The 25741-nt window shown below is 64.0% G+C and carries 30 protein-coding genes, 1 tRNA gene and 2 rRNA genes (1 of these 33 cut by a window edge); 17 read left to right on the top strand and 16 right to left on the bottom strand.

Features of this window, described 5'->3' with window-relative positions:
• The first annotated feature begins 27 nt into the window (after positions 1 to 27).
• The 5 genes from GGQ62_RS11625 to arsH all read left to right on the top strand — a co-directional run bounded on the left by GGQ62_RS11625 (position 28) and on the right by arsH (position 4603).
• Positions 28 to 1521, top strand: coding sequence for an alkaline phosphatase family protein (locus GGQ62_RS11625; protein WP_152577176.1), 1494 nt, complete (start codon positions 28 to 30; stop codon positions 1519 to 1521).
• Positions 1522 to 1589: 68 nt separating this feature from the next.
• Complete coding sequence (locus tag GGQ62_RS11620) at positions 1590 to 1913, top strand: ArsR/SmtB family transcription factor (protein WP_152577177.1); 324 nt, start codon at positions 1590 to 1592, stop codon at positions 1911 to 1913.
• Positions 1913 to 2986: an ACR3 family arsenite efflux transporter gene (gene arsB / locus GGQ62_RS11615; protein WP_152577178.1), complete on the top strand. Its 1074-nt coding sequence runs from the start codon at positions 1913 to 1915 to the stop codon at positions 2984 to 2986. The genes GGQ62_RS11620 and arsB overlap by 1 nt, the downstream gene beginning before the upstream one ends.
• Before the next feature lie 4 nt (positions 2987 to 2990).
• Positions 2991 to 3857, top strand: coding sequence for a VOC family protein (locus GGQ62_RS16105; protein ID WP_207790481.1), 867 nt, complete (start codon positions 2991 to 2993; stop codon positions 3855 to 3857).
• Positions 3854 to 4603 carry an arsenical resistance protein ArsH gene (gene arsH, locus GGQ62_RS11600; RefSeq protein ID WP_152577179.1) on the top strand — a complete coding sequence of 250 codons (750 nt, stop codon included), beginning with the start codon at positions 3854 to 3856 and terminating at the stop codon, positions 4601 to 4603. The genes GGQ62_RS16105 and arsH overlap by 4 nt, the downstream gene beginning before the upstream one ends.
• Before the next feature lie 33 nt (positions 4604 to 4636).
• Here the strand turns inward: arsH and GGQ62_RS11595 are convergent, their stop codons facing one another.
• From GGQ62_RS11595 to GGQ62_RS11580, 4 genes are all read right to left on the bottom strand, one after another.
• Complete coding sequence (locus GGQ62_RS11595) at positions 4637 to 5695, bottom strand: ArsO family NAD(P)H-dependent flavin-containing monooxygenase (protein ID WP_152577180.1); 1059 nt, start codon at positions 5693 to 5695, stop codon at positions 4637 to 4639.
• A gap of 562 nt (positions 5696 to 6257) precedes the next feature.
• Positions 6258 to 6572 carry an MFS transporter gene (locus tag GGQ62_RS16775; RefSeq protein ID WP_152577181.1) on the bottom strand — a complete coding sequence of 105 codons (315 nt, stop codon included), beginning with the start codon at positions 6570 to 6572 and terminating at the stop codon, positions 6258 to 6260.
• A 241-nt stretch (positions 6573 to 6813) separates the two neighbouring features.
• Complete coding sequence (locus tag GGQ62_RS11585) at positions 6814 to 7467, bottom strand: recombinase family protein (RefSeq protein WP_243446073.1); 654 nt, start codon at positions 7465 to 7467, stop codon at positions 6814 to 6816.
• 152 nt (positions 7468 to 7619) lie between these two features.
• Entirely contained in the window at positions 7620 to 7883 is a 264-nt protein-coding gene (locus GGQ62_RS11580; RefSeq protein ID WP_152577182.1) for a hypothetical protein, read from the bottom strand.
• A gap of 173 nt (positions 7884 to 8056) precedes the next feature.
• Between GGQ62_RS11580 and GGQ62_RS11575 the strand changes: the two genes are divergently transcribed.
• The 3 genes from GGQ62_RS11575 (at position 8057) to GGQ62_RS11565 (ending at position 9957) form a co-directional block, all read left to right on the top strand.
• Positions 8057 to 8992: a DUF808 domain-containing protein gene (locus GGQ62_RS11575; protein WP_152577183.1), complete on the top strand. Its 936-nt coding sequence runs from the start codon at positions 8057 to 8059 to the stop codon at positions 8990 to 8992.
• 47 nt (positions 8993 to 9039) lie between these two features.
• Positions 9040 to 9336: a hypothetical protein gene (locus GGQ62_RS11570; protein ID WP_152577184.1), complete on the top strand. Its 297-nt coding sequence runs from the start codon at positions 9040 to 9042 to the stop codon at positions 9334 to 9336.
• A 78-nt stretch (positions 9337 to 9414) separates the two neighbouring features.
• Positions 9415 to 9957 carry a hypothetical protein gene (locus tag GGQ62_RS11565; protein ID WP_152577185.1) on the top strand — a complete coding sequence of 181 codons (543 nt, stop codon included), beginning with the start codon at positions 9415 to 9417 and terminating at the stop codon, positions 9955 to 9957.
• 36 nt (positions 9958 to 9993) lie between these two features.
• Here GGQ62_RS11565 and ypfJ read toward each other — a convergent pair whose 3' ends face one another.
• Both ypfJ and GGQ62_RS11555 read right to left on the bottom strand, forming a co-directional pair.
• Positions 9994 to 10911 (bottom strand): KPN_02809 family neutral zinc metallopeptidase, encoded by a 918-nt coding sequence (gene ypfJ, locus GGQ62_RS11560; RefSeq protein WP_152577186.1) that lies wholly within the window; start codon positions 10909 to 10911, stop codon positions 9994 to 9996.
• Positions 10912 to 10932: 21 nt separating this feature from the next.
• Positions 10933 to 11787, bottom strand: a complete 855-nt coding sequence (locus GGQ62_RS11555; RefSeq protein ID WP_152577187.1) for a S1/P1 nuclease — start codon at positions 11785 to 11787, stop codon at positions 10933 to 10935.
• A 113-nt stretch (positions 11788 to 11900) separates the two neighbouring features.
• Here GGQ62_RS11555 and GGQ62_RS11550 point away from each other — a divergent pair, with 113 nt between their 5' ends.
• The 4 genes from GGQ62_RS11550 to aroC are packed head-to-tail and all read left to right on the top strand — an operon-like array spanning position 11901 to position 15673.
• Positions 11901 to 12854: a DnaJ C-terminal domain-containing protein gene (locus GGQ62_RS11550; protein WP_152577705.1), complete on the top strand. Its 954-nt coding sequence runs from the start codon at positions 11901 to 11903 to the stop codon at positions 12852 to 12854.
• Between the two features lie 22 nt (positions 12855 to 12876).
• Positions 12877 to 13818: a YihY/virulence factor BrkB family protein gene (locus tag GGQ62_RS11545; protein WP_152577188.1), complete on the top strand. Its 942-nt coding sequence runs from the start codon at positions 12877 to 12879 to the stop codon at positions 13816 to 13818.
• On the top strand, positions 13803 to 14606 hold the full coding sequence (gene fabI / locus GGQ62_RS11540) for an enoyl-ACP reductase FabI (RefSeq protein ID WP_152577189.1): 804 nt from the start codon (positions 13803 to 13805) through the stop codon (positions 14604 to 14606). Before GGQ62_RS11545 ends, fabI begins: the two co-directional genes overlap by 16 nt.
• Positions 14603 to 15673, top strand: coding sequence for a chorismate synthase (gene aroC, locus GGQ62_RS11535; protein ID WP_152577190.1), 1071 nt, complete (start codon positions 14603 to 14605; stop codon positions 15671 to 15673). Before fabI ends, aroC begins: the two co-directional genes overlap by 4 nt.
• A 26-nt stretch (positions 15674 to 15699) precedes the next feature.
• Here the strand turns inward: aroC and GGQ62_RS11530 are convergent, their stop codons facing one another.
• Positions 15700 to 16074, bottom strand: a complete 375-nt coding sequence (locus GGQ62_RS11530; RefSeq protein ID WP_152577706.1) for a tRNA-binding protein — start codon at positions 16072 to 16074, stop codon at positions 15700 to 15702.
• Positions 16075 to 16421: 347 nt separating this feature from the next.
• On the opposite strand from GGQ62_RS11530, the gene GGQ62_RS11525 reads away from it, so the two are divergent.
• Positions 16422 to 16712, top strand: a complete 291-nt coding sequence (locus GGQ62_RS11525; protein ID WP_152577191.1) for a helix-turn-helix domain-containing protein — start codon at positions 16422 to 16424, stop codon at positions 16710 to 16712.
• A gap of 268 nt (positions 16713 to 16980) precedes the next feature.
• Here the strand turns inward: GGQ62_RS11525 and GGQ62_RS11520 are convergent, their stop codons facing one another.
• From GGQ62_RS11520 to GGQ62_RS11500, 5 genes are all read right to left on the bottom strand, one after another.
• On the bottom strand, positions 16981 to 17907 hold the full coding sequence (locus tag GGQ62_RS11520) for a copper resistance protein B (protein ID WP_152577192.1): 927 nt from the start codon (positions 17905 to 17907) through the stop codon (positions 16981 to 16983).
• A complete protein-coding gene (locus tag GGQ62_RS11515; protein ID WP_152577193.1) occupies positions 17904 to 19637 on the bottom strand; it encodes a copper resistance system multicopper oxidase in 1734 nt (577 codons plus the stop codon). The genes GGQ62_RS11520 and GGQ62_RS11515 overlap by 4 nt, the downstream gene beginning before the upstream one ends.
• 88 nt (positions 19638 to 19725) lie before the next feature.
• Positions 19726 to 20295 (bottom strand): RNA polymerase sigma factor, encoded by a 570-nt coding sequence (locus GGQ62_RS11510; RefSeq protein ID WP_152577194.1) that lies wholly within the window; start codon positions 20293 to 20295, stop codon positions 19726 to 19728.
• 20 nt (positions 20296 to 20315) lie between these two features.
• Complete coding sequence (locus GGQ62_RS11505; protein WP_152577195.1) at positions 20316 to 20756, bottom strand: periplasmic heavy metal sensor; 441 nt, start codon at positions 20754 to 20756, stop codon at positions 20316 to 20318.
• Positions 20753 to 21028, bottom strand: a complete 276-nt coding sequence (locus tag GGQ62_RS11500; RefSeq protein ID WP_152577196.1) for a hypothetical protein — start codon at positions 21026 to 21028, stop codon at positions 20753 to 20755. The genes GGQ62_RS11505 and GGQ62_RS11500 overlap by 4 nt, the downstream gene beginning before the upstream one ends.
• 121 nt (positions 21029 to 21149) lie before the next feature.
• Between GGQ62_RS11500 and copC the strand changes: the two genes are divergently transcribed.
• The 4 genes from copC to GGQ62_RS11480 all read left to right on the top strand — a co-directional run bounded on the left by copC (position 21150) and on the right by GGQ62_RS11480 (position 23522).
• Positions 21150 to 21533, top strand: a complete 384-nt coding sequence (gene copC, locus GGQ62_RS11495; RefSeq protein WP_152577197.1) for a copper homeostasis periplasmic binding protein CopC — start codon at positions 21150 to 21152, stop codon at positions 21531 to 21533.
• Between the two features lie 306 nt (positions 21534 to 21839).
• Positions 21840 to 22421, top strand: coding sequence for a PEPxxWA-CTERM sorting domain-containing protein (locus tag GGQ62_RS11490; RefSeq protein ID WP_152577198.1), 582 nt, complete (start codon positions 21840 to 21842; stop codon positions 22419 to 22421).
• A gap of 39 nt (positions 22422 to 22460) precedes the next feature.
• Positions 22461 to 22742, top strand: coding sequence for a hypothetical protein (locus tag GGQ62_RS11485; protein WP_153401188.1), 282 nt, complete (start codon positions 22461 to 22463; stop codon positions 22740 to 22742).
• A 60-nt stretch (positions 22743 to 22802) separates the two neighbouring features.
• Positions 22803 to 23522 (top strand): class I SAM-dependent methyltransferase, encoded by a 720-nt coding sequence (locus tag GGQ62_RS11480; protein ID WP_152577199.1) that lies wholly within the window; start codon positions 22803 to 22805, stop codon positions 23520 to 23522.
• 228 nt (positions 23523 to 23750) lie between these two features.
• Here the strand turns inward: GGQ62_RS11480 and GGQ62_RS16100 are convergent, their stop codons facing one another.
• The 4 genes from GGQ62_RS16100 to GGQ62_RS11460 form a co-directional block, all read right to left on the bottom strand.
• Complete coding sequence (locus GGQ62_RS16100; RefSeq protein ID WP_207790503.1) at positions 23751 to 24152, bottom strand: hypothetical protein; 402 nt, start codon at positions 24150 to 24152, stop codon at positions 23751 to 23753.
• A gap of 288 nt (positions 24153 to 24440) precedes the next feature.
• Positions 24441 to 24517, bottom strand: a tRNA-Met gene (locus GGQ62_RS11470).
• A gap of 98 nt (positions 24518 to 24615) precedes the next feature.
• A 5S ribosomal RNA gene (gene rrf / locus GGQ62_RS11465) occupies positions 24616 to 24730 on the bottom strand.
• 82 nt (positions 24731 to 24812) lie between these two features.
• Positions 24813 to 25741: ribosomal RNA gene (locus tag GGQ62_RS11460) — 23S ribosomal RNA — on the bottom strand (it continues 1910 nt past the right edge of the window).

Raw genomic sequence — 25741 nt, 5'->3', positions numbered from 1 at the left:
TGACAAGGGAACACCCAGGAGTGACCCATGTTTCATCGCAGCGCCGTTATATTTGCCGCCCTCGTCCTTACCGTTTCTCCGGATACTACGGTCGCCCAACCGGCTTCGACGACGGACGCTTACCGGGCGCAAGCCATGGCCGAGTTGGAGCGCCTGAATGCGGAGGCGCCGATCGTCGGCAAGGCGCGCAACATTATCCTGTTCATCGGTGATGGCATGGGCGTGACCACCCTGACAGCGGCGCGCATCCACCAGGGCCAGCGCCAGGGTGTGGACGGGGAATCCTTCGTCACCGCGATGGACCGGTTGCCCAACACCGCGCTGGTCAAAACCTATTCGCATGACGGGCAGGTGTCGGATTCGGCGCCGACGGCGACGGCAATGCTGACGGGGGTCAAGACGCGCAACGGCGTCATCGGCATTGGGCCGGAAGCAGCCGAGAATGATTGCGCGGCAAGCAAGTCGCATCGCCTGCCTTCGCTGTTCGAACTTGCACAGGGGCAGGGACTCGCGACCGGGGTGGTGTCGACGGCGCGAATTACCCATGCCACGCCGGCTGCGAGCTATGCGCACACGCCCCAACGTGATTGGGAAGCGGACGGCGACCTTTCGGCGGATGCCCGCAAACAGGGCTGCATCGACGTCGTCCGGCAGATGATCGAAGGCGAAGTCGGCTCGCGTCTCGACGTCATCCTGGGAGGTGGGCGCGCCTTTTTCCTGCCGGCCAGTGCATCAGATCCTGAATACGCAGATCGCAAGGGCAAGCGCACCGACAAGCGCGACCTGACCGCTGAATGGCAAAATCGCAATCCACGCGGCGCCTATGTCTGGAGCAGCCAGTCATTCGCCAAAGTCGATCTTCGCAGCACGTCGCGCCTGCTTGGCCTCTTCGAGCCGGACCATATGCAATATGAAGCCGATCGCGCGAAGGACGTCGGCGGCGAGCCTTCCCTCGCCGAAATGACGCGCGCGGCAATCACCATGCTGGGCAGCCGGGACAAGGGCTATGTGCTGCTGGTGGAAGGCGGCCGGATCGACCATGCGCACCACGCCGGCAATGCCCGTCGCGCGCTGGAAGATACCATCGCGCTCGACGAGGCCGTCAAGGCGGCCCTCGAGATGACGAACCGCCAGGATACACTCGTGCTGGTCACGGCCGACCATAGTCACACGATGTCGATCAGCGGCTATCCGAGCCGCGGCAATCCGATACTCGGTACGGCGGCCTTCGGAGGGCAAGCCGTCAAGGCAAAGGACGGCAAGGGCTATACGACGCTCGGCTATGCCGGTGGACCTGGTGCAGTCACAGAGACGCCGCGACCCGACCCGCTGCAGGTCGACACCACCGCGCTCGATTATAAACAGCAGTCCCTCGTCCCGCTCAACTCAGAGACCCATGCCGGCGACGACGTGCTCGCGCGTGCGTCAGGGCCGATGGCCCATCTGGTGAAAGGCACGATCGAGCAGAACACGCTCTACTACGTCATGCGACAGGCCCTTGCACTGCCGGTGGGGCGCTAGGCCACTGTTTCCTGATCGTCCGGAGCCATGCTATTGCGGTTATGCGCATAGACGCATAGAAAGCGGCGGTGGATGATAAGATCAGCGACCTTTTGAACGCGCTTGCCGAGCCCACGCGGCTGCGCGCGCTGCAGATTGTCTGGGATGGCGACGAGCACTGCGTTTGTGACCTGATGGATCAGCTGGGTGCCACCCAGTCGCGCATGTCACGCCACATGAGCCGCCTGAAAGCGGCCGGGCTGCTCTCGGACAGGCGTGATGCGCAATGGGTTCGCTACCGGCGCCGGCAGGATGTTCCACAAGCCTGGGTCGACATCATCGATTCCATCCTGGCAGCACTTCCGTCGCCGAGCGGGGTGCCCGCAGATCGCAAACTCGAGAGTGCCTGCTGATGCCCATTTTCGAGCGCTATCTCTCCGTCTGGGTGGGTTTTGCACTCATCGCCGGCATCGCACTGGGTGAGATCGCTCCGGCGCTGGTCGCGTTTCTGGCGTCGCTCGAATATGGCTCGGTCAATTTCGTCGTCGCCGTGCTCATCTGGTTCATGGTCTATCCGATGATGGTGGCGGTCGATTTCCGCGCCCTTGCGCGGGTCCATGAACGGCCCAAGGGTCTGATCATCACCTTGACGGTCAACTGGCTGATCAAGCCCTTCACCATGGCTGCGCTCGGCGTCCTGTTCTTCGAATTCGTTTTTGCGCCTTTCATCGCCCCGGGAACATCGGACCAGTATATCGCCGGGCTGATCCTGCTTGGTGCCGCGCCGTGCACCGCGATGGTGTTCGTCTGGTCGCAGATGACCAAGGGTGATCCAAATTACACGCTGGCGCAGGTGTCGCTCAACGATGCGATCATGGTCTTTGCCTATGCGCCGATCGTCGCGCTGCTGCTCGGCGTCACCGATATCGTGGTGCCATGGGGCACGTTGCTGCTGTCGGTAGGGCTCTATGTCGTCGTGCCGCTGGTAGCGGGCATCATCACCCGCGTGTTGATGACCCGCGATGCCGCCAGTCAGGCGCAAGCCGAAGCCGCCGTCTCGGCATTCACGGCTGCGGTGAAGCCATTCTCCATTGTCGGCCTTCTCGCCACGGTTGTGCTGCTGTTCGGCTTCCAGGGCGAGATCATTCTCAGCCAGCCCCTCGTCATCGCCATGATCGCCGTGCCGCTGCTGATCCAGTCCTATGGCATCTTTGCCATTTCCTATTGGGCCGCCAAGGCTTGGCGGGTGCCGCACAATGTGGCGGCGCCGTGCGCGATGATCGGCACATCGAACTTCTTCGAACTTGCCGTCGCCGTTGCCATCGGGCTGTTCGGGCTCAACTCGATCGCTGCGCTTGTCACCGTCGTCGGCGTCCTTGTCGAGGTGCCGGTGATGCTTTCCCTGGTATGGTTCGCCAATCGCACCACCCACTGGTTCCCGGCGCAGGAAACCCCGATCCGCGCACCTGAATCCAAGAAAGCCTGACACCATGCGCATCCTGTTCCTTTGCGTCGCCAATTCGGCACGTAGCCAGATGGCGGAAGGGCTTGCCCGCGCCATGCTCGGCGATGATGCCGTCGTGATGAGCGCTGGCTCCAGTCCGTCGCGGGTCAACCCCTTCGCGATCGCCGCCATGGCCGATAAGGGCATCGACATCAGCGGCCACACCTCCAAATCCGTCGCCGACATCGATCCGGCATCGATCGACCTCGTCATCACGCTTTGCGCCGAGGAGGTCTGCCCGGTGCTGCCGGGCCGGGTGAAGCGCTTGCACTGGCCAATCGCCGACCCGGCGTCGACTGACCCGACCCTGACCGAAGACGAATTGCGGGCGCGGTTTGCTACGGCGCGCGATGTGATCGCGGCGCGGCTCGACGTGCTGCATGGATTGCTTGCCCTGCCGCCAGGCCCGCCCGGCACCGAGTTCCACGCCAGCCTTCGCGTTGCCGACCTGCCCGCCTGCGCGCGTTTCTATGCCTGGCTGTTCGATGCCTGGCCGAAGGAATGGACGCATCGCTATGCGACCTTCCTGCGCCCCGATCTCAACCTCAACTTCGTCATCGTCGTTGCTGACGGTAAGCCGCTCAACCACGATACGCTTTACCATCTGGGCCTCGCGGTTGCCGACAAGGCTGCGGTGATCGAAAGCTATCATCGCGCTGTCGACTTTGGCGTCGCCGTCGAAAAGCCGCCACGCACCACCTGGAAGGGCACGCCGCTGCATGAGCTCTGGCTACGCGACCCCGACGGCAACCTTATCGAAATCTACGCCCGCCTGACCGACGCGGAACTCGCGACCAAGCCGGCTGACGAATTGCCGGCGTATCTTGTCGCCGGCACGGAGCCAACCGGATGACCACCCGACTTTTGACGCTTCGCGACCCCGACCATCTGCCAGCACTCGACCCCAGTTTCGTTCGCGCCAGTCCGGGCGACGGCCTTGGCCCGCTGGATCCGCCGCCGCGCATTCTCCTACTCTACGGCTCGCTGCGCGAACGATCTTACTCGCGACTGGTCGTCGAGGAAGCGGCGCGGCTGCTGCAACTCTTCGGTGCGGAGACGCGGATCTTCAATCCGTCGGACCTGCCACTGCCCGACCAGGTTGCAGGGGACGACCATCCGGCGGTGGCGGAACTGCGCGCCCATTCGATCTGGTCGGAAGGCCAGGTCTGGTGCAGTCCCGAACGCCACGGCCAGATCACTGGGATCATGAAGACCCAGATCGATCATCTGCCGCTGGAGATGAAGGGCCAGCGGCCCACCCAAGGGCGCACGCTGGCGGTGATGCAGGTCAGCGCTGGCTCGCAATCGTTCAACAGCGTCAACACGCTGCGGATTCTTGGCCGCTGGATGCGGATGTTCACCATCCCCAACCAGTCGAGCGTCGCGATGGCGTACAAGGAATTCGACGAGGCCGGGCGCATGCTGCCGTCAGCATATTATGATCGTATCGTCGATGTGGTCGAGGAACTGGTGCGCTTCACCATTCTGATGCGGCCGCATGCTGCGCAACTTGTCGACCGCTATTCCGAACGCAAGGACAAGGGCATCGTGACCGAGGCGGACAGCCATATTACAGCCGCCCTCGGTCGCGGGACCTGACCGGGGCTTAGGCGCGAACGGGCGGCTGTTCGGTCAGGTCGCCATCGTCGACGCAAGATGCGCCTGAAGTTTCGGCACGAGATCGCGTGCAATGCGCGATGACCCGATCAACGTCGCCGAGCCGGCGCCGCACCAGTCGCCGTAACCGGTAAGCCACAATCCTGGCTCCTTGACGGACTGCTGGGCTTCTACGGCGACGCGACCATCGGCCTCGATCACGCCCATCCCTGCCAGGTGCGCAAGCGCTGGACGAAATCCGGTGCACCAGATAATCGCATCGACGGATGTCTCGCGGCCGTCCGGCCAAACGACCCCGCCCGCGGTCATGCGGTTGAAGGGCCTGACGGACTGCAGAACGCCGCGTTCCCGCGCCTCGATGACCGGCGGCAGCATCACGATATCACCGATGCCACCGATGGGCGCATCGGCCGATCCACCGCGCAGCCGCGCTGTCGCCCGTTCGAACAGCACCCGGCCGTCGACATCGTCAGGCAGGAACAGCGGCTCGGTCACCGTCACCCAGGTCGTCTCGGCGACCTTTGATACTTCGGCGAGGATCTGCGCGCCGGAATTGCCGCCACCGACGACGAGGACGGTCTGGCCGACGAATGCATCTGGCCTGACATAGCGGGCTGAATGGAGCTGTTGTCCGCGGAACAGGTCGCGCCCTGGGTAATCCGGAATGAAGGGTGTCGACCATGTGCCGGTCGCACTCACCACCGCCCGAGACCGAAATTCACCCTGATCGGTTTCGGCGTGAAGCCGATCGCCGTCCCGCGCAACATTACTGACCAGGACTGGCCTGCGGACTGGCAAATCATAGCGGGCCTCATAGCGGGTCAGATAATCGATCACATCGTCGCGCGACGGATACCCCGGCTCGGTGCGCGCCGGCATCGGCCATCCCGGCATCGAGCTGTACCCCGCTGGCGAGAACAGCCGCAGCGAGTCCCACGCGTGGCGCCAGGCCCCGCCCGCGGCAGCCTCGGCGTCAAGGATCACAAAATCGAGGCCGGCGCGGCGCAGATAATATCCGGTCGCCAAACCGGCCTGGCCGCCGCCAATGACGATCACATCGTGGGCTTCAGCCATGTAGACACCTTTGATCGCCACGGGAAAGACGGTCTGATTGCTCGGATCAGCACGACGACGGTACGGCCGTCTTCACCTAGAAAGCCAGCCTGCTTGAATGGGCGACCGCTCTATCCCGGTCCCTTTGCGGACACGTCACCGCAGCAGCTCTCGCCCCCGAAACGGTCATCATCTTGATGCAGGCCCTGAGTACCGTTATTCACCCTTCGTTCAGAGACGCGCCCGCTGTTTCCGTCCAGTCTCGGGGGTTAGCCTTATGCGTTGGTGCTTGTCGACACTTGTCCTCGCAGTAGTGGCGACTGCTGGCGCAGCAGCGGCCAAACCTGCCGAGACGGCGGAACGCGATCTTGAGGTTCGCATGGGCGATGCTGTCGAGATGAAAATCAAGGATCAGCCGGTGCGCATTCGCCTCGCCCCTGATGCCATTTCCGTTCCAACCCTGAATGCCGAAGCGGCGCGGCGGATCGGGCTGAAGCCCAGCATGATTGGCTTTATCTATGTCATTGGGCCCGAGAAGATCGGATTCCGCACCGACAACGCGGCCTTTCGCGCCAAGTCCGCGTCATTCAACCGTCGCACCGCCTTCAGCGCTCGACAATTGACTGCGAACCCGGTCTGCAAGCCCACCCATCAATGGATCAAGCAGTGCATTGATGCACAGAGACGCCAAGATCACCCAGCCCGCAACTGCTGGATCGACCGCCATAACATCGGTAAACAGGAACAGAAGCGTTAGGTCTGCCGTGCTCCACAGCAGGTTCTTGCCGAAATTGCCCGACGCATAGCCGATAAGCTGCAAGCGTCCAATCGGCGGTGTTGCCAGGTGTCGCTGGGCGGCTCCAATTCGATCAGTAAGTTGCAGTTTATGATCGACCATCTTGATGTCAGCGCTACAGGAGCAGTGTGACACTCCAATGCTGCAAGCCGCGGCGGCCGCAAATCACCATTCATGCAGCACGATGGCAGCATGCCGTTCGGACACGGCCAAAACATCGCGATTCGACGACATCGACAGAGCACCGGAAAATGTCGGGTTCGAGCGAAAGCCGACTTTTAGCGACCCCGCGAGTAACAGCGACTATGTCCCAGACGCGGTCTTTGGCCCGTAGCCAACCCAATCAACGAATGGTGGCGGGTTTCCATTTGATCGAAGGCCCGGACGCGCTTGGTTGCCGGGCGATGGTCCGGTAGATTGTCGGCCGGGACACCTTAAACACGTCCGACAGATCGCTGATCGAATAGTCGCCCATGTCGTACATACGGCGCAGCTCCCGGCTCTGCATAGGTGACAATTTCGGTTGCTTGCCCTTCAATTTGCCCTTGGCCTTGGCCACCGCCATGCCTTCACGCGTGCGCATGCGGATGAGATCGCTCTCGAACTCGGCGAAGGTCGCCAGGATGTTGAAGAACATCTTGCCCATCGGGTCGGTGGGATCATGCACCGTTGAGCCCAGTTGCAGTTTCACACCGCGCTTCATTAACTCATCGGCAATGCCGCGGGCGTCCGGCACCGATCGGGCAAGGCGATCGAGCTTGGGAACCACCAGCGTGTCGCCGGCGCGGACGGCGGCAAGCGCCTGGTCAAGACCGGGCCGCAGCCGATTGGTGCCGGTCAGACCGTGGTCGGTGTAGATGCGGTCTTCCGTCACGCCGAGCTTCAAAAGCGCCTCGCGCTGGACTGTCAGGTCCTGCTTGTCGGTCGAGCAGCGTGCATAGCCGATGGCGATCCCGGTCATGGTCATGGTCATGGTCATGGTCATGGTCATGGTCATGGTCAAATCCGTACGTTTAGCCGCCCCTCATTGCAAAGGTCATCGTACCAGTTAAATGAGACAGACGGTTTCCGAGCATCATAACTACTGGTGTAACCGCAGGGCAGGGGTGTCCGCAAGCCGATCCCTCAACGTTCACGCAGATGCCACCGCTATTCGCTCAGCGGCTCGCGGGGCGATGCCGAAAGCGGGATATTGTGCAACCTTAACGACCCATCCTCTGCCTGCCGCTCAGGCGCTGTTGCCCAGTTCGCCAGGGCTGCCAGCGGCGCTTCCTTGTCCGTCGCAAATGCTCGCGGCCACCCAACCGACCCCGGCAGCAAAGTCGTCATCATACCAATCCGTCGCAATTCGAACAGCAGCGCCAGGTCGCCGGCGTCAACCGCACCCGACGCGGCCGGCACGTTGCGCAGCACCGGCGCCCTCGTTAGCGGACCCTCCAGAGACGGCGCAAAGTCGTTTGGCGCATTCTTTGCAAATGACCCCGCGCATTTAGTGCAGGCTAAGAAAGTCTGTGCCGGTGCACGCTTCTGATCTACCAGCGTGGTGTGGTGCAGGTTATCTGCAAACGGACATATCAGGAGCAGAGATGGCAACGGGCTTTATCGCACTGCTCGACGATATTGCGGCAATCGCCAAGGTGGCAGCGGCATCGCTCGACGATACGGCGGCCGCGGCGGCCAAGGCGTCGGCGAAGGCGGCGGGCGTGGTCATTGACGATGCGGCCGTCACGCCGCGTTATGTTCATGGCTTCGCCGCCGATCGCGAAATCCCGATCGTCGCCAAGATCGCCCGCGGATCGCTGAAGAACAAGCTGGTGTTTCTGCTGCCCGGCGCGCTGCTGTTGAGCTGGCTGGCGCCCTGGGCGATCACGCCGCTGTTGATGGCCGGTGGGGCATTCCTTTGCTACGAGGGCGCCGAGAAGATTTACGAGATATTCGCGCCGGTTGTCGAAGATCCGGCAGCCATACTCGATGAGGATGCCCGCGCCGTGGAGGACCGGATGGTCGGCAGCGCCATCCGCACCGACCTGATCCTGTCTGGCGAAATCATGGCGATCACCCTTGCCAGCGTCAGCGACGTGCCGATCGCCGAACAGGCCGCCGTGCTCGCGGTTGTCGGATTCGGCATCACTTTGCTGGTCTATGGGGCGGTGGCGCTGATCGTGAAGGCCGATGATGCCGGCTATGCGCTGGCCAAGACCGGATCGGCGCCGTTGCGGGCATTGGGCCGTGGGCTGGTCAAGGCGATGCCGCCGTTCCTGAAGGCGCTGACCTATGTCGGCACCGCCGCCATGTTGTGGGTGGGCGGCGGCATCATCCTTCACGGCATGGAAGGTTATGGCGTGATGGAGCCGGCGCACAGCATTCACGCAGCGGCAGAACGGGTGGGCGCCGCCAGTGGCGGGCTGTCCAGCGTCGTCACCTGGCTCGTCGGCGCGCTGGGGGCCGGGCTGTTCGGGCTGGTGGTCGGCGGCGCCATCGTCGCGGTGCTGCACCTGCGCCCGGGCAAGGCTGCGCATTGAAGCACCTCCATGCCATGACCGGTGGCTGAAAACAGGCGGGGCCCGCAATGCTGCATGTGCTGGCAATGTTGCAGGGGGTCGCCGCATTCGGCCCGCCGCTGGTGACCGACCCGCGGTTGCGTGCTGTGGTGCCATGCCAGCGCAAGGTCGACGAGATCACCGTCTGCGCCAAGGGTGATCAGCCGTATCGGTTGAAGCCCGACCTGGCGCCCCTGCCCGAACCGGGCCTGCCCAAGGCCGAAACCTCGGCATTGGGCGGGCGCGTGGCGGTGGAGACCGAGCGGGTCGGCGTCGGCGGCTTTCCGTCGAACCGCGCCATGGTGCGGATGAAGTGGAAATTCTGAGCCGTCGGGCGCTGTCGCCGGCATTGATTCCGCCGCCTGCCTGTATTATAGTTATAGGACAGTCGAGGAGTTTCCGCCATGATACGACCGATCTGGCTGCTGGCCACCACCGCGCTGATCACGCTTGCGGGATGCAGTGACGACAAGGCCGAAACCGGGGAACAGGGATCGTCGATCAGCATCGACCTGGACGACAGCGACGGACGTGCGACGGCGGTCGCCAGCGATGGCGGTAATGACAGCGTCGCGCTCGACTTGCCCGGCGGCATCGCTGCAAATCTGAAACTGCCGGCCGGTGCGATCAAGGGCGAATCCTTCGATATCGACGGCGTCGGCATGTATCCGGGCGCGGTGGTGCGATCGGTCAAGGTCAATGCGTCCGACCGCGGGCCGGACAAGCGCGCCACGGTGGCGATCGGGTTTACCGCGCCCGGCGACGCCGCCGCGGTGGCGGACTGGTATCAGAAGCAGTTCGAGGACAAGGCGCTGCGCGTGACGCGCAGCGGCGATACGGTTTCGGGCCGCAAGGCCGACGGCGACGACTTCACCATCGCCGTGACCGGCGAGGGCGGCGGCCAGGCGCGGGGACTGGTGACCATCGTCGACGCCAAGCGCGGTTAGGGCCCGTTCAGCGCAATCCAAGCCGGCAAGGGCGCTCTATAGCGCGCCGCTGCGGAAGGTGTCGCAGGCGGCAATCGTGCCTTCGTTCAGCCCGCGCATGAACCATTCGGTGCGCTGGGCGCTGCTGCCATGGGTGAAGCTTTCGGGCACCACGACGCCTTGGGCGGCGCGTTGCAGCGTGTCGTCGCCGATCGCCTGGGCAGCGCGCATGGCTTCCTCGACATCGCCGGGTTCCAGCCTGGTCGCATTGGCCTTGGCCCAGACGCCGGCGAGGCAATCGGCCTGAAGTTCCATGCGCACCTGGATGGCGTTGCCCTGAGTCTTGGAGGCGCGCGCCTGTGCTGCCTGGACCTGGTCAGAAATGCCCAGCAGCGTCTGGACATGGTGGCCGACTTCATGGGCGATGACATAGGCCGCGGCAAAATCCCCCGGCGCGCCGAAGCGCTTGGCGAGTTCATCGAAGAAGCTCTGGTCGAGATAGACCTTCTGGTCGGCCGGGCAGTAGAACGGCCCCATCGCCGATTGCGCGACGCCGCAGGCCGAGCGCGTCCCATTGGCATCGAAGAAGACCAGCTTTGGCGCGCGATAGGGGGTACCGACTTCCTGCTGGAAGATCGTCGTCCAGGTATCCTCGGTCGTTGCCAGCACCCGGGCGATGAAGCGGTCCATGTCGGACCGGGTGCGCGGCGCGCCGGCATCGGGCGCCGGTTGGCCGATCTGCGCCGTCGGCGCGCCGCCCTGGCCGCCGCCACCGCCGCCAAGCAGGCTGAGCGGGTTGATGCCGAACACCAGTGCCAGCACGACGACGATGACGATGCCGCCACAACCGAGCCCGCCGCCGCCGAGGTTGAAGCCGCCGCCACCACCGCCGAAACCGGGAATGCCGAAGCCGCCGCCGCCCTGGCCGCGCATGTCCTCGATGTTGCTGCTCTCGCGTTCGTCGTCGAGGTCCATGCTGCTCCCCTTTGCCTTTCCCTAACGCGCGAACGCGCCATTGAGAAGCATCGCCAGCCGCACCCCGGCGCGTTCGACCTGCAGCCGCAGCGCGTCCCGGGATGCCGCGAGATAGGCTTCGTCGACCATCGCGCGCATGTCCGATTTCGCCGGACAGCTGTCGGGGTATCCGCGCAGTTCCGGGTAGGCGATGGTGCGCGACACGTCCCAGCTTTCGCGCGCCCAGTCGGTGACATTGCCCTTGGCCATGGCGCGGCGGTCGGCAGCGGTGATGGAACGCGGCGTGATCGCCGGCGGTTCGGTCAGCGCGCGTTCGGCAAGATCCGAATCCCAGATGCGGTGCAGGTTCATGCGCTCGGGTGCCTTGGCGCCATAGGCGGCGCGGACGTCGTTGCCGCCCTTGTCGTGCTTGTCGCCGATGTGCAGCGGCTGGTGCATGTCGCCGACGAAATGGACGACAAAGGCCAGCGCCTGGGCGCGGTCCGCCGGGCGGGCCCGGCGATCGGCAGCGATGGCGAGCTGGCGGCCGATCTGCGCGGTGACGCAATTGCCGTCAGGGCATTTCGCCGACGCGTCGAACGGCGCGCAGACATCGATATTCTGGTAATGCCAGGGGAAGCTGAAGGCGAAGCGATCGGGCAGCGACCGCACGCAATCGGGCCAGACCGAAGCGTCCTTGAGCGTGCCGATCGGGCAATCCAGCGTATCGACCGCGGCGCCCCTGGCAAGGATGCGCCGCACTTCGGCGCGCGCCGCCGGCGTCAGTTCGGATTCGGCGATGCCGGCGACGAGGCGATGGGCGTAATCGCCCCAGGCCAGCGCCGGGGCCGGCAGCAGCGCGATGAGACAGGCGGTGGCGAAACGGCGAATCGTCATGCGCGGCCCTTAGAGCATGACGGCATGGTTGGCGACCATGGGCGGGCGCCCCCTCTTGCCATCAGCGCGATGGTTGCACATCTGGTGATGGCATGTGACACGACAGGATGACGATGCGCGATCCCTATCAGGTTCTGGGCGTGGCCCGCGGCGCCAGCGATGCCGATATCAAAAAGGCCTATCGCAAGCTGGCCAAGGAAAATCACCCGGACCGCAACGCCGACAACCCCAAGAAGCTGGAACTCTTCAAGGAAGCCAACAGCGCCTATGAAATGCTGTCCGACCCCGAGAAAAAGGGCCGGTTCGACCGCGGCGAGATCGGCCCCGACGGCAACCCGACATCGCCCTTTGCCGGCGGCGGTTTCGGCGGGGGCAGCGGCTATGGCGGGCGACCGGGCGGCGACCCGTTCGGCCAGGCGCGGCGGCCGCAATCGGGCGGCTTCGATTTCGCCGGCGGTGCCGATGACCTGTTTTCGGAATTGTTCGGCGGCGGCCGCAGTCCGTTCGGCGGCGGCGCTGCCCCCGGCGGCGGCTTTCGCACCCAGCCCAAGGGCGCCGATGTCGGCTATCGGCTGACGGTCCCGTTCGAGGAGGCCGCCAATCTGACACCGCAGCGGGTGACGTTGCGCGACGGCAAGACGGTGGAACTGAAGCTGCCGGCGGGGTTTGAACCCGGTCGCCAGCTGCGCATGGCCGGCCGCGGCGAAGCCGGTCCCGGCGGCAACGGCGACGCGCTGGTGACACTCGAGATCGGCCGCCACCGGTTGTTCGTCCGCGACGGCGACGACATCCGGATCGATGTGCCGGTAACGCTGGTGGAGGCGGTCAAGGGCGCCAAGGTGCGCCTGCCGACCGTGACCGGCGCCGTCACGCTGACGCTGCCGCCGGCCACGCCCTCCGGCAAGGTCTTTCGCCTGAAAGGGCGCGGTTTCAGCCGGGCCGACGGCAGCCGCGGCGACCAGTTGGTGACAGTCCAGATCGACCTGCCAGCCGGCGACAAGGCACTGGAAAGCTTTGTCGAAAGCTGGAGCGACACCCGCGAGGTCAGGCGCGAGCTCGGCGTTTGAGCCGGGCACACGGCCCCGCCTGATGTTCGCGCGGTCCGATCCGGTCCCGCGGCTGGTTTCGCGCCTGCTGGTGCGCCACCGCCGTACCTGGACGGTGGTGCGCGAGACGGTGACGGGGGTATGGGCGGATGGTTTCACCCACGCCGGCAACCTCGCCTATCTGTCGCTGCTGACGCTGTTTCCGTTCTTCATCGTGCTGGCGACGGTCGCGGGCACGATCGGGCGGACGGATTATGGCAGCCAGGCCTTGCGCGGCTTCATGCGGCTGCTGCCCCCCGATGTCGCCGAGCTTGTCGCCAAGCCGATCGCCGATGTGACCGAAGTGCGGGCGTCGGCCGGGCTGCTGACCTTCGGCATCCTCGTCACCTTGTGGACGGTGACGACATTCATCGAAACCATCCGCGACATCATCCGCCGCGCCTATGGCACCAAGTCGGTGGTGCCGGTCTGGCAGTATCGCATTGCGTCGCTGGCCTTTGTGTTTGCCGCCTGTTTCCTGATGCTGCTGGCCTTTGCCGCGCAGGTCGTCCTGACCGGCGCCGAAACCTTCATCGCGCGGCTGATGCCGCAGGCCGAAACCATCATCGCCGAAATCGGCTTTCGCCGGCTGTTGCCGGCGGTGGCATTGTTCACCGCGCTATATGCGATCTTCTATACCCTGACGCCGAAGCGGTTTCGCGGCGATGGCTTTCGCATCTGGCCCGGCGCGCTGGTGACGATGGTGACCTGGGTGGGCACGACGATGGTCATGCCCTGGGCGCTGGCGCTTGCCGGCGGTGGCTACAGCCTGACCTATGGCTCGCTGGCCGGGGTCATCGTCGCGCTGCTGTTCTTCTACATCATCGGCATGGGGCTGGTAGCGGGGGCGCATCTCAACGCGGCGCTCGCCAAGGCGCGGCAAAGACGCTTAAAGACGGCGGAGACACTCGCGGGACCGAATGGAGCACAATGGCCGGAATCATGAATGGCAAGCGCGGCCTGATCATGGGCGTCGCCAATGATCGCAGCCTCGCCTGGGGCATCGCCAAGGCCATCGCCGAACAGGGCGGTGAAATCGCCTTTTCCTTCCAGGGCGAAGCACTGGAAAAACGGGTGCGGCCGCTGGCCGAAAGCCTGGGCGTGGCCAGGCTGTTCGAATGCGATGTCACCGACATGGCGAGCATCGACGCGATGTTCGAAGGGCTGAAGGCGGACTGGGGGACGATCGACTTTCTGGTCCATGCCATCGGTTTTTCGGACAAGAACGAGTTGCGTGGCCGCTATGTCGACACGTCGCTCGACAATTTCCTGCTGACCATGAACGTCAGCGTGTTCAGCTTCACCGCGATCGCCCAGCGCGCAATTCTCATGATGCCCGACGGCGGATCGCTGCTGACGCTCAGCTATTATGGCGCCGAAAAGGTCATCCCGCATTATAATGTCATGGGTGTCGCCAAGTCGGCGCTGGAAACCAGCGTCAAATATCTGGCGATGGACCTGGGGCCGCAGAACATCCGCGTGAACGCCATTTCCGCGGGGCCAATCAAGACACTGGCGGCCAGCGGCATCGGCGACTTCCGCTATATCCTCAAATGGAACGAGTATAATTCCCCGCTGCGCCGCAATGTGACGATCGAGGATGTCGGCGGCGCCGGCGTCTATCTGCTCAGCGACCTGGCGTCGGGCGTGACGGGGGAAATCCATCATGTCGACGCCGGCTATAATGTCATCGGCATGAAGGCCGAGGATGCGCCGGACATGAGCGTGGTGTGAGTTACAATTCGTTCGGCCAGCTCTTCCGCTTCACCACCTGGGGCGAATCGCACGGGCCGGCCATCGGCGCCGTGGTCGATGGCTGCCCGCCGGGGCTTGCCCTGGCAGAAGGCGATATCCAGCCCTGGCTCGACAAGCGTCGACCGGGCACGTCCCGGTTCACGACGCAGCGGCAGGAGCCCGACCAGGTGCGGATCCTGTCGGGTGTCCATGAAGGGCGGACGACGGGAACGCCGATCAGCCTGATGATCGAGAATGTCGACCAGCGGTCCAAGGATTATTCGGAGGTTTCCAGGGCCTATCGCCCGGGCCATGCCGATTATGCCTATGACGCCAAATATGGCCATCGTGACCCGCGCGGCGGCGGCCGGTCGTCGGCGCGCGAAACCGCGTCGCGCGTGGCGGCGGGTGCCGTGGCGCGGGCCGTCATCCCCGAGGTGCAGGTGCGGGCCTATCTTGTCGAACTGGGCGGTATCGCCATCGACTACAGCCGCTTCGACGATGCCGAGATCGACCGCAATCCCTTCTTCTGCCCCGACGCGGTGGTCGCGGCGCAGTGGGAAACCGTCCTCGACGCGGCGCGCAAGGCCGGGTCGTCGCTCGGCGCCATTGTCGAATGCACCGCCACCGGCGTGCCCGCCGGCTGGGGATCCCCGCTGTATCAGAAGCTCGACAGCCAATTGACCGCCGCCTGCATGGGCATCAATGCGGTCAAGGGTGTCGAGATCGGCGACGGCTTTGGCGCGGCGCGGTTGCGCGGGGAAGACAATGCCGACCGGATGCGACCGGGTGCCGATTCGCCGCAGTTCCTGTCCAACCACAGCGGCGGCACGGCGGGTGGCATTTCGACCGGGCAACCGATTGTGGTCCGCATGGCGCTGAAGCCGACCTCATCGATTCTGACACCGGTCGAGACCATCACCAGCGATGGCCAGGCAACCGACATTGTCACCAAGGGGCGGCACGATCCCTGCGTCGGCATCCGCGCCGCGCCGGTGATGGAAGCGATGGTCGCGCTGGTGCTTGCCGATGCAAAGCTGATGCATCGCGGGCAAACCGGGCGGTAGCGGCGGGGCCAACGCCGCTTACGCCTTCAGAAGAGGCGCCCGCCGTTGGGGGTTGCCTGGTCCGGCCGCAGCAAAACCACTTCCCCCTCGGCATCGGGCACACCGAGCGTCAGCACTTCCGACATGAACTTGCCGATCTGCCGCGGCGGAAAATTGACGACGGCAATGACCTGGCGGCCGACAAGATCTGCAGGCGCGTAATGACGCGTGATCTGGGCGCTGGACTTGCGGTGCCCGATCACCGGGCCGAAATCGATGACCAGCTTGAACGATGGCTTTCGCGCCTCGGGAAAGGCAACGGCCTCGATGATCGTGCCGACACGGACATCAGCGCGAAGCCAATCATCAAAGGCAATCGCGGGGGCGGCAGGCGCGGCGAAGTCCGGCGTGACATGGCTCATCCACGCCAGACAGCAAAAACGCAGGGCCGGCGCAAGCCGGAACGGCATCACTCCTGACTGGCGGCGTTGGCGGCGAGGCGGATTGTTGCCGCCAACGACAGTCTGCAGCAGTTCGGCGAAACGGCCGGGCTGATGGGGGCCGATCCACCCCAACCGACTGGCGACGCTCGGGATCGGCTTGCGGCAACCCCGTTCTGCGGCCCCGCGCAGTCCCATCGGCACCGGCTGATCCGGGTTTATGGCAAAGAACTGCCCGGAAGGTGGCAAGTCTCGCCAGACCGCATCGGATAGCTTTGCCGCGATGGCACCACCCAGCCATCAGCACAGCCAAAAGCCGAAACCGAACCATGACCGACATCGCCAAAGCCCGATTTCTTGCCGACCAGCGCTCGCAGATCCTTGCGCTCGACGATGCACTCGCCAAGGCGGAGGGGCCGGCCATATCCGCCGCATTCGATGACGTGGCGCGAACCCGTGGGTTGAAGCAGATCGCCCGCGACGCGCATATCCCCGTGGCGAAGCTCTTGCAGGCCCTGGCCGATCCGTGCCGGCCCGATTGCGTAGTGTTGCGTGACGTCGTGCAGGCACTCGCCGACATGCACCCGGATCTGCGGTCACAGCGGCGCGATCCTGGATGACATGAAGCGCATGCTGCGTCGGTGGTCGCGGGGACGTTCGGCGCTGTGACCTTGCCGCTACAAATATTCGGTCACGGTCAACCTCGAGCGAACCGATGCCTTGCCAGAGCCGAACGCTACGGATGTGACCCTGTCAGCGGCACGTCCAGGCACTTTCATGTCTGGCGAACCAGATCAAATGTTGCGCGCCGATGGCCAGCGCCAGCCGTTGGGGGAGACGGCTCGCGCCAAGGCAAAGGCGGTGGCGTCGTGAGCGCAGCGCCCGCTTCTAAAACCAGAACCGGATACCCGCCACGTAACTGACGCCACTCGCCCGTTCTCCGGCGTCACGGGCATATCGCGCTGTCTCACCGACTTTGGCTGCCCATTCCACACCGACATAGGGTGCAAACTCGCGAGCGAATTCATAGCGCAGGCGCAGGCCGACTTCGATATCGGTGAGGCCGGCACCGACGCCGATCTCGGGGATCGACTGCGCGGAGGCTTCGATTTCGGCGCGCGGTTGCAGGATCAGCCGCTGGGTAATGCGCTGGTCGTAAAAGCCCTCGATGCGGCCGCGCAGCTCGCCCTTGCTCGACAGGAACAGCGCGCCGGCGGCCTTGAACCAATAGGGGGCCAAGCCCTCGAACCCGATGACAGCATGGGTCCGCTGCGGATCTGGGCGAAAGTCGTGGCGCACCCCGGCCTGCAGGTTCCACCACGGGTCGATGGCGCGCGAATAAAGCGCCTGGATTTCGGCGTCCTCAAGCGGTCCGCGCACATCGCCTTCGCCTTCGGTCTTGACGACGAAGCGGTCGATGTCGCCGCCGAACCAGCCTTCGCCTTCCCAGCGATAGCCGTCGCTGCCGGGGCGGGCCTGATATTCGGCGATGTTGAACAGGATCATCGACCCGGAGAAGTTGCCATGTTCGCGGCGCAGCGCGGCGCGGGACGGCGCCACGGCATCAACGCCCCAGACCGCATCGGCGGCGTGATCGGCAGGTGGCGCCGGGGCGGGCTGGGTGCCGACGATTTCGCCGGTATCGGCCGCCGTCATGTCGTGCCCGGCATGCGGATCGGCGACTGGTGCCGGGGTCGGCATGTCGTGACCGGCGTGAGGGTCGGCAGCCGGCGGTGCCGTTGTCCGCGCTGCTGTCGGCGCGGGCGCGGCGCCGGGCGCCATGACGAGCAACAAGGTGATCGCGGCGCCGATCATGCCGCATCTTCTTCGTGGCGCACCGTGACGACGCGGAACATACCGGCATGCATGTGCAGCATCATGTGGCAATGAAACGCCCAATCCCCCAGCGCATCGGCGGTCAGGTCGAACGACACCTTGCCGCCCGGCAGGACATTGACCGTGTGCTTGACCGGGCGATGGCCCTTTTCGCCCATCACCACCTCGAAAAAATGGCCATGAAGGTGGATCGGATGCGGCATCATCGTGTCGTTGATCAGATTGACCCGAACGCGCTCGTTGTGGCGGAAGGCCAATGGCTCGGCACCCTCGCTGAACTTCACCCCGTCGAACGACCACATGTAGCGTTCCATGTTGGCAGTGAGGTGAATGTCGATCGCGCGTGACGGGTCGCGCGCATCGGGATTGGGGTCGAGCGAGCGGAGCTGGCTGTAGGTCAGAACGCGGTGCGGCACGTCCTCGAGGCCTGTCGGGGGTTCGGCGGTACGGTCCAGCGGCATCGCAGACAGCATCGCCACCCCGGGGCCCATCTTAACCTGCGGCGCCACCGATGGGTCGAGCATCTTCATCGAACCCATGTCGTGGCTCATGCCCGGCATGTTGCTGTGGTCCTTCCCGGCCATGGCACCGCCGCTCATGTCCATGTCGCCCATGCCCATGTCCTTCATGGTCAGCAGCGGGCGCTTCCGGAGAGGCGGCGCATCGGCCACCATGCCCATGCGGGGTGCCAGTGTGGCGCGCACCAACCCTGACCGGTCGATGCCTTCGGCGATGAGGCCATATGCGTGGTCCTCCGTCGGTTGCACGATCACGTCATAGGTTTCGGCGACACCGATCTGGAACTCGTCGGTCTCTACCGGTTGCACGGCATTGCCGTCGGCCGCCACCACCGTCATCGCCAGGCCCGGGATACGGACGTTGAAGTTGGTCATCGCCGATGCGTTGATGATCCGCAGCCGCACCTTTTCGCCGGGCACGAACAGACCAGTCCAGTTTTCGGCGGGGCCATGGCCGTTGACGAGATAGGTGTAGATCGCCCCCGTTGCGTCGGAGATATCGGTCGGGTCCATCCGCATCTGGCCCCACATCCGTCGATCGGCGGCGGATTGGCCCTTGCCGGCGAGCAGGCCGGCAAGGGTCTGTTTCTGGAAGTTGAAATTGCCGCCATTCTGCTTGAGGCGGGTGTAGATCTTGTGCGGATGCATGAAGCTCCAGTCACTGAGCACCAGCACATGCTCGCGATCGGCAGCAACCGGGTCCACCCCGGCCGGATCGATGACGATCGCGCCGAAGTGCCCCATTGCTTCCTGAAGCCCCGAATGGCTGTGGTACCAATAGGTCCCCGATTGGCGGATCGGAAACTCGTAGACGAACGTCGCGCCGGGCTTGATGCCGGGAAAGCTGATACCCGGCACGCCATCATACTGAAACGGCAGCAACAGCCCGTGCCAGTGGATCGAGGTATCCTCGGCGAGGGTGTTGGTGACCGAAAGGCGAGCGTTCTGGCCTTGCTTGAGACGGATCAGCGGCCCGGGAACGCGGCTGTTGACGGCAATCGCATGACCCGAACGGCCGCCGACCGAGTGCATCGCATGGCCGACGCTGAGCTTGATATCCTCGCCCGACAGCACATCGCCGCCAGGCACCAGCCCTCCGGTGCCGCTGCGCGCCCAGCCGGGAACTGCCGCTGCGCCTCCGACGAGCGAAGCAGCGCGCAGAAAGTCGCGGCGCGTGGTCGGTAAAGTCATGGCTATCCCTGGAAATTGATCGAAGCGCGACAGGTCCACTTTGAGATACGCGAGGTTTTTAATCGCCCCTCAAGCTCCGCCTGCGGCATCATCGCTTCTTCTCGACCTGACCGGTCAGCATCCTGCGGGCGCGGTAGATCCGAACTTCCACGGCCTTCTCGCTAATCCCCAGGACCGAGGCTGCTTCCGCCTGTGAAAGGCCGTCCACCGCCGTCAGGATCAGCGGCTCCTTCAGGTTAGCGGGAAGCGCCGCGATCGCCTTGGTCACGCGCGCCAGTGCGCGAACATCGTCGATGACCGCTTCTCCGGTAACCGCCGGGTCGACACTTTCGCTGGCCGCGTCGAGCGGCAACGCGAAGCGAAAGAGGCGCCGGACCGCGCGTCGACGCGCCCAGTCCCGGCATTTGTTCAGCGAAATGCGGTTTATCCAGTGGCGAAAGGGCCGGCTGCCATCATAGCGCCCGATCGATGCGAAGGCCGCCACGAACGCCTCCTGGACAATGTCGAGGGCCTCGTCCGGGTCACCAACATGGCTGCGGACCAGGCGGTACACCGGCTCGCGGTATCGCCGCATCAATTCGCCATATGCTGCCTGGCGACCCTTCAGGGCAAGCGCGCCCAGTTCGCCATCGGAACAGTCGGCGAGCGGCGTCGGCACCGTCTGGGCAAGCTCGCGTGTCACTCCGCCGGGGCTGTCAGTGCCTTGACCGCCGCCTCGTCGAACTTGCGCGCCTGGTCCGGTCGCAGGACGCTGCGCAGCCGGAAGACGTGCTGCAGCGTCTCCTTCTGCAGCTCGCCCATCACCTGATGCGAGCGATCAACCGCTGCCTGCACGCGCGGGCCATAGCCGTGTTCTGCCGTGATCGCATCGGCAAGACGCGCGTTGTCCGACCGCATCTCCTGTTCAAGAACCTGCTTTCTCGCCGCGAATTGCCGCTCGAGCACCTCGATCCGTGCCCGCTGCGCAGCGTCCAGCCCAAGCCTGTCATGCAAGATGGCGTGAAGCTCGGTCTCGGGCGGGGAGAGGCGCGTGACGAGGACGCGACCGACGAACACGCCGCCAAGCGCGGCCACGAAAGCCACCAGCGCGACAATCGCAAACCGCCGAACATTGGTCATCCGAGATTCGCAAGCAACGTCGAGGGTGCAAGATTGGCCCCGGCCGAAAACAGCGACGCGCCAGCGTCCGCCGAGCCGCCAGGCAGAATTGCTGCGCCAATGCCGATCCCCAGCGCGAGCGAAGCGGCGAGGCCCAGCACCGGGCCGGTCGTCAATGCCGATACGTTGCGTTCGCTATCGATGCGCAACAGTACATCGCTTTCAAGTGCCGCCAACCTGATGGGCACGGGCAAGGTCCGCAGCTGCTGCAACGCCCGGTCAAGGTCGTCCATGGAAGCTCCTTTTTCAAATCCAACCCTATTACGCACACGCATTGCGCAGCCCTCAACAAGACCTGCTGAGGGGCATGTCAGCCGGCTGCGTATGTGTTCCTAGTCCACCAAGGAGCTAACAATGAAGTCCGCTTTCCGCGCCATCCTCGCCGCCGCCATGATCACCGGGCTCAGCACCGCTGCATTTGCCAGTGCCGAGCTCGTCTCATCGACACCGGCGGCGAATGCCACCGTCGACAAGCCCGGCAAGATCGTCCTGGTGTTCAACGAGAAGCTGCTGGCGAAGTTTGCCGGTGCCGAACTGACGATGACGGGGATGCCCGGCATGGCGGACCATCAGCCAATGAAGATGACAGGCTTCACCACGGCCATGGGTGCCGATGGCAAGACACTGACGCTGCTCATGAAGCGCGCGCTTCCAAGCGGCAGCTATGAACTCAAGTGGTTCGCTGCCGGCGCCGATGCCCATCGCATGGAAGGCAGCTTTCCGTTCACCGTCAAATAGCATGCGCGCGCGGCCTGACAGCACGCCGGCTGTTCTGGCTCGCCTGCCCGGATCGGCGCTCGCGTGGCGTCGGGCCATTCCACGATGGGCGAGATGACGAAGCGTACGCCGGCCACCTCCCACGCCGGTGCAACTGCGCGATCTCGTGAAAACGCACGCAAAGTGTCGGTAGATTTTACACTCTGGTAAATAGTGTAAAAATCGCGCATCCTGATTTCAGCGGCTTATGTGGTTAACCGGACTTGGCATAACTCTTGCAAAGGCGTTAAGAGACATTTGTGTCGTCGCTTTCTAAGAGGTGAATCCATGCGTAACAAGTTCCTGTCTGCTGCAATCCTGGGCGCGGCCCTGCTCGCGTCGCCCTCTGTCGCCGCCACCACCATTGTGGGCAGCGCCGCCGTCTCGATCGTCGGCGTTGCCGCCAGCACGTCGTCGATCGATGTCGGCACGACGTTCACCAACACGCTCTTTTCGGTCGTCGGCAGCGCCACTGGCGATCTGGCACCTGTTCAGGGTCAGAACCTCAACCTTTCGCCGCTGACGGCTTCGGTTGGCCAGGTCTTCACGTTCACCTCGAGCTTCGGCGACTTCACCGGCACCGTCAACAGCGCCAGCGCGCAGGGCACACCGGACAACCGCACCGTCAATGCCTATGTCCTCGGGACCTTCACCCCGATGGGTTCGCTCGCCGGTTTCCTCGCTGGCCCGGCTTCGGCAACCTTCGCCTTCACCCAGACCGGCAGCGATCTCGCGACGTCGGGCAGCTTCACTTTCGCCAGCCCGCCGTCGGGCGCAGTGCCTGAGCCGGCTTCGTGGGCCATGCTGATCACCGGTTTCGGCCTTGTCGGCATCGCGTCGCGTCGCCGCCGCCACGCGGTCGCTGCCTAAAGGCAAACCGGCGTCCAGCCGTTCGCGGTCGACGCCGAGATGCCCGAGCCGCTCCGCCAGGAACAGGCTTATGAAATATATCGCCCATGGCCTTTAAGGGCCATGGGCGATATTTTTGTGTTTGAAGCTCGTGGCTCGCACCTGGAACAGGAACCGGTCGTCCCGTCCCAAGACATCGAAAAAGGGTTGAAGTTCACCTTTTGTCTGCTTTCTGCGCGCGGTAGCAATGTCCAATCTCGGCTGGTCAATTGCTTCTTCGCGTTGTTACGAATGGGCAGCTGCGTTGGCGTTCGTGCGTTGAGTCGCTTAACGGCGAGCTGAGGGCGCACAGCACGGCAAGGGATCCCGGTGTGCGCCATAGCTGTGCCCAAGGGGGCGAATTTGGATACGGGATGGGACGCTTCTGCTGACGCCTGGATCGCGCTCGTTGGAAGCGAGGGCGACTGGGGTCGCCGGTTCGTGCTGGATCGGCCAATGCTCGAACGGTGCCGTGGCCGAGGCATTGTCAGGGCGCTGGATATCGGCTGCGGCGAAGGGCGCTTTTGCCGGATGCTCGTCCGCGAAGGCATTGCGACTGTCGGCATCGATCCGACCGCGGGATTGATCGAACAGGCCCGCCACCTCCACCCGGACGGCGATTACAGGATCGAACGCGCAGAAGCGACAAGCCTCCCGGATGCAGGCTTCGATCTCGTCGTAAGTTACCTGTCCCTGATCGATATTGCGGACCTTGAAGCTGCCATCCGCGAAGCCCATCGCCTGCTCCGTCCGGGCGGCAGTTTCCTGATCGCCAACCTGCAGAGCTTTAACACGGCAGCCGAACCGCTAGGCTGGTCGCATGAGCCCGACGGCTCCCGCCGCTTTTCCATCGACCATTATCTCGAGGCCCGACCGCGCTGGACCGAATGGCAGGGTATCAGGATCTGCAACTGGCACCGCCCGCTCGCAAGCTACATGACCGCACTGCTCGATGCAGGTTTCTGCCTTACCCACTTCGCCGAACCCGGGCCCGAACCTGGCTGCACCGGACCCAAGGCCGACCGATACCGCCGTGCGCCCAACTTTCTCGTCATGGAGTGGCAAAAGCCGGTGTTTGCGTGAACTGAGCATGGCGCCGACCGCGGGCGGGGGTCGATGCCTTGCCCAGTGCTTATAACCGCATCCCGCACAGGCCCGTTTCTCGCTCCGGCAGATCGCGACCGGTGCACAGTGCTGATGGAGCCGGGCGCAGGCATGGTCCAGTGCTGTGCGTGCCTTCCAGACGCCAGCGGCTTGGCCGAACCAAGGCGCCACGAGCGCACGCCCGCGAGCACGCCGCCCGGCAGCGCATCATAGCCCGGCGCCAGCGCACATCGCAGGAGTGGCAATGTTGGTGAAGGCAGCGTCGAGATCCGGCAGCTCGGCCAAAATGGTCTTGTGCTGCGTTGGCAGCCCGGATGCGACCGTTGCGCCGCGGCGCATGGCCGGGCCGACAATGATCAGCACAGGTCCTGAACGAGGCGCTTTTCCGATTGCCGACCCGCGTTGATCGAGGCGGGTATGCACCAGACATTGTGCGGGTTCCTCGGCCGACCGCCCGAAGATCGATGGATCGCCGCCCTTCAGTCGCACGACCCTCTGCCCGGCCAAGGCAATGACCAGTCGCACCAAGATGGTCACTGCCACCGCCGCGCTGTTGAGATTGGCTATCTGAACCTTCGGAAGCCCGAACTCGCTCTTGATCAGCGGCACAGGGGTGCGGCGACGAACCAGGCGAGAAAGCAAATCAAGAACGCCAGCCAGGCGACGTCGAACGCCCGCGTCTGGGCGTGGCGAGGCTGAACACGTCGATGCGCCTCGCCTTGGGCTTAGTCTCGGTGATAGCCGGTGTCGTGACCCAGTTTTCATCCACGGGATTAGCGGCGCAGCAGGACAGCTATGGCAGGGGGCTTTTCCTCACCGTCGAAGCCATCCTTGGAAAAACACGTCAAACACAGAAAAGCCCCCGGCTAACTGCCGAGGGCGATCCTATGGTATTAGTGGTTGCGGGGACAGGATTTGAACCTGTGACCTTCAGGTTATGAGCCTGACGAGCTACCGGGCTGCTCCACCCCGCGTCAAAGACGAAAATCGCCCCAAGAGAACTCGGAGCGATCCGCCTGAAAAGGCTGTGACATATGAATGGGTTTACAATCCGTGCTGCGCCGGCTGCAAGGCCTGGCGGCGTCCTACTCTTCCATTGCTTGAGCAATAGTACCATCGGCGCTGTCTGGTTTCACGGCCGAGTTCGAGATGGGATCGGGTGGGTCACAGACGCTATGACCACCAAGCCATGAAGCCGGCGCGGCAGGATTGGGTTTTGAACGATGTTGTCCCGTGCAGGAAGTCAGTGTTGTCGTTGATGGTGGAGTTAACAAGCGCGACCAGAGTAATTAGGACCGGTTAGCTGAACGCATTACTGCGCTTACACATCCGGCCTATCAACGTGGTGGTCTTCCACGACTCGATGAGATCTAATCTCGAGGGAGGCTTCCCGCTTAGATGCTTTCAGCGGTTATCCCGTCCATACATAGCTACCCTGCTGCGCGACTGGCGTCACGACAGGTCCACCAGAGGTATGTTCATCCCGGTCCTCTCGTACTAGGGACAACTCCTCTCAAATCTCGACGCCCACGGCAGATAGGGACCAAACTGTCTCACGACGTTCTGAACCCAGCTCACGTACCACTTTAATTGGCGAACAGCCAAACCCTTGGGACCTGCTCCAGCCCCAGGATGTGATGAGCCGACATCGAGGTGCCAAACAACCCCGTCGATATGAGCTCTTGGGGGTTATCAGCCTGTTATCCCCGGCGTACCTTTTATCCGTTGAGCGATGGCCCGTCCACGAGGGACCACCGGATCACTATGACCGACTTTCGTCTCTGCTCGACCTGTCGGTCTCACAGTCAGGCTGGCTTATGCCATTGCACTCTAACAGACGGTTTCCAACCGTCCTGAGCCAACCTTCGCGCGCCTCCGTTACTCTTTAGGAGGCGACCGCCCCAGTCAAACTACCCGCCACAGAGGGTCCCTCGACCAGTTTCATGGTCGCAGGTTAGATATAAGAAACGAACAGGGTGGTATTTCACTGATTGGCTCCACACAGGCTGGCGCCCATGCTTCAAAGCCTCCCACCTATTCTACACAGTTCATTCCTCATACCACTCTGAAGCTGCAGTAAAGGTGCACGGGGTCTTTCCGTCTAACCGCGGGAACCCCGCATCTTCACGGGGAATTCAATTTCGCTGAGCAGGTGTTGGAGACAGTGGGGAAGTCGTTACGCCATTCGTGCAGGTCGG

Origin of the sequence: Polymorphobacter fuscus (assembly GCF_011927825.1) — a bacterium.
In the GTDB taxonomy this organism is placed as follows: Bacteria; Pseudomonadota; Alphaproteobacteria; order Sphingomonadales; family Sphingomonadaceae; genus Sandarakinorhabdus; species Sandarakinorhabdus fusca.
Note: the sequence above shows the minus strand (reverse complement) of the source record. Positions and strands in the feature narration are given on the sequence as shown.

What these genes read in the sequence shown, in the direction of transcription:
- copC (WP_152577197.1), top strand. Translation starts at nt 21,150, where the DNA reads ATGAAGTCCGCTTTCCGCGCCATCCTCGCCGCCGCCATGATCACCGGG.
- GGQ62_RS11595 (WP_152577180.1), bottom strand. Translation starts at nt 5,695, where the DNA reads ATGGCTGAAGCCCACGATGTGATCGTCATTGGCGGCGGCCAGGCCGGT.
- fabI (WP_152577189.1), top strand. Translation starts at nt 13,803, where the DNA reads ATGGCCGGAATCATGAATGGCAAGCGCGGCCTGATCATGGGCGTCGCC.
- GGQ62_RS11500 (WP_152577196.1), bottom strand. Translation starts at nt 21,028, where the DNA reads ATGGACGACCTTGACCGGGCGTTGCAGCAGCTGCGGACCTTGCCCGTG.
- GGQ62_RS11575 (WP_152577183.1), top strand. Translation starts at nt 8,057, where the DNA reads ATGGCAACGGGCTTTATCGCACTGCTCGACGATATTGCGGCAATCGCC.
- GGQ62_RS11545 (WP_152577188.1), top strand. Translation starts at nt 12,877, where the DNA reads ATGTTCGCGCGGTCCGATCCGGTCCCGCGGCTGGTTTCGCGCCTGCTG.
- GGQ62_RS11550 (WP_152577705.1), top strand. Translation starts at nt 11,901, where the DNA reads ATGCGCGATCCCTATCAGGTTCTGGGCGTGGCCCGCGGCGCCAGCGAT.
- GGQ62_RS11570 (WP_152577184.1), top strand. Translation starts at nt 9,040, where the DNA reads ATGCTGCATGTGCTGGCAATGTTGCAGGGGGTCGCCGCATTCGGCCCG.
- GGQ62_RS11565 (WP_152577185.1), top strand. Translation starts at nt 9,415, where the DNA reads ATGATACGACCGATCTGGCTGCTGGCCACCACCGCGCTGATCACGCTT.
- arsB (WP_152577178.1), top strand. Translation starts at nt 1,913, where the DNA reads ATGCCCATTTTCGAGCGCTATCTCTCCGTCTGGGTGGGTTTTGCACTC.
- GGQ62_RS11530 (WP_152577706.1), bottom strand. Translation starts at nt 16,074, where the DNA reads ATGAGCCATGTCACGCCGGACTTCGCCGCGCCTGCCGCCCCCGCGATT.
- GGQ62_RS16775 (WP_152577181.1), bottom strand. Translation starts at nt 6,572, where the DNA reads ATGGTCGATCATAAACTGCAACTTACTGATCGAATTGGAGCCGCCCAG.
- arsH (WP_152577179.1), top strand. Translation starts at nt 3,854, where the DNA reads ATGACCACCCGACTTTTGACGCTTCGCGACCCCGACCATCTGCCAGCA.
- GGQ62_RS11485 (WP_153401188.1), top strand. Translation starts at nt 22,461, where the DNA reads ATGCCCGAGCCGCTCCGCCAGGAACAGGCTTATGAAATATATCGCCCA.
- GGQ62_RS11625 (WP_152577176.1), top strand. Translation starts at nt 28, where the DNA reads ATGTTTCATCGCAGCGCCGTTATATTTGCCGCCCTCGTCCTTACCGTT.
- GGQ62_RS16105 (WP_207790481.1), top strand. Translation starts at nt 2,991, where the DNA reads ATGCGCATCCTGTTCCTTTGCGTCGCCAATTCGGCACGTAGCCAGATG.
- GGQ62_RS11585 (WP_243446073.1), bottom strand. Translation starts at nt 7,467, where the DNA reads ATGACCATGACCATGACCATGACCATGACCATGACCATGACCGGGATC.
- GGQ62_RS11525 (WP_152577191.1), top strand. Translation starts at nt 16,422, where the DNA reads ATGACCGACATCGCCAAAGCCCGATTTCTTGCCGACCAGCGCTCGCAG.
- ypfJ (WP_152577186.1), bottom strand. Translation starts at nt 10,911, where the DNA reads ATGGACCTCGACGACGAACGCGAGAGCAGCAACATCGAGGACATGCGC.
- GGQ62_RS11490 (WP_152577198.1), top strand. Translation starts at nt 21,840, where the DNA reads ATGCGTAACAAGTTCCTGTCTGCTGCAATCCTGGGCGCGGCCCTGCTC.
- GGQ62_RS11515 (WP_152577193.1), bottom strand. Translation starts at nt 19,637, where the DNA reads ATGACTTTACCGACCACGCGCCGCGACTTTCTGCGCGCTGCTTCGCTC.
- GGQ62_RS11520 (WP_152577192.1), bottom strand. Translation starts at nt 17,907, where the DNA reads ATGATCGGCGCCGCGATCACCTTGTTGCTCGTCATGGCGCCCGGCGCC.
- GGQ62_RS11555 (WP_152577187.1), bottom strand. Translation starts at nt 11,787, where the DNA reads ATGACGATTCGCCGTTTCGCCACCGCCTGTCTCATCGCGCTGCTGCCG.
- GGQ62_RS11505 (WP_152577195.1), bottom strand. Translation starts at nt 20,756, where the DNA reads ATGACCAATGTTCGGCGGTTTGCGATTGTCGCGCTGGTGGCTTTCGTG.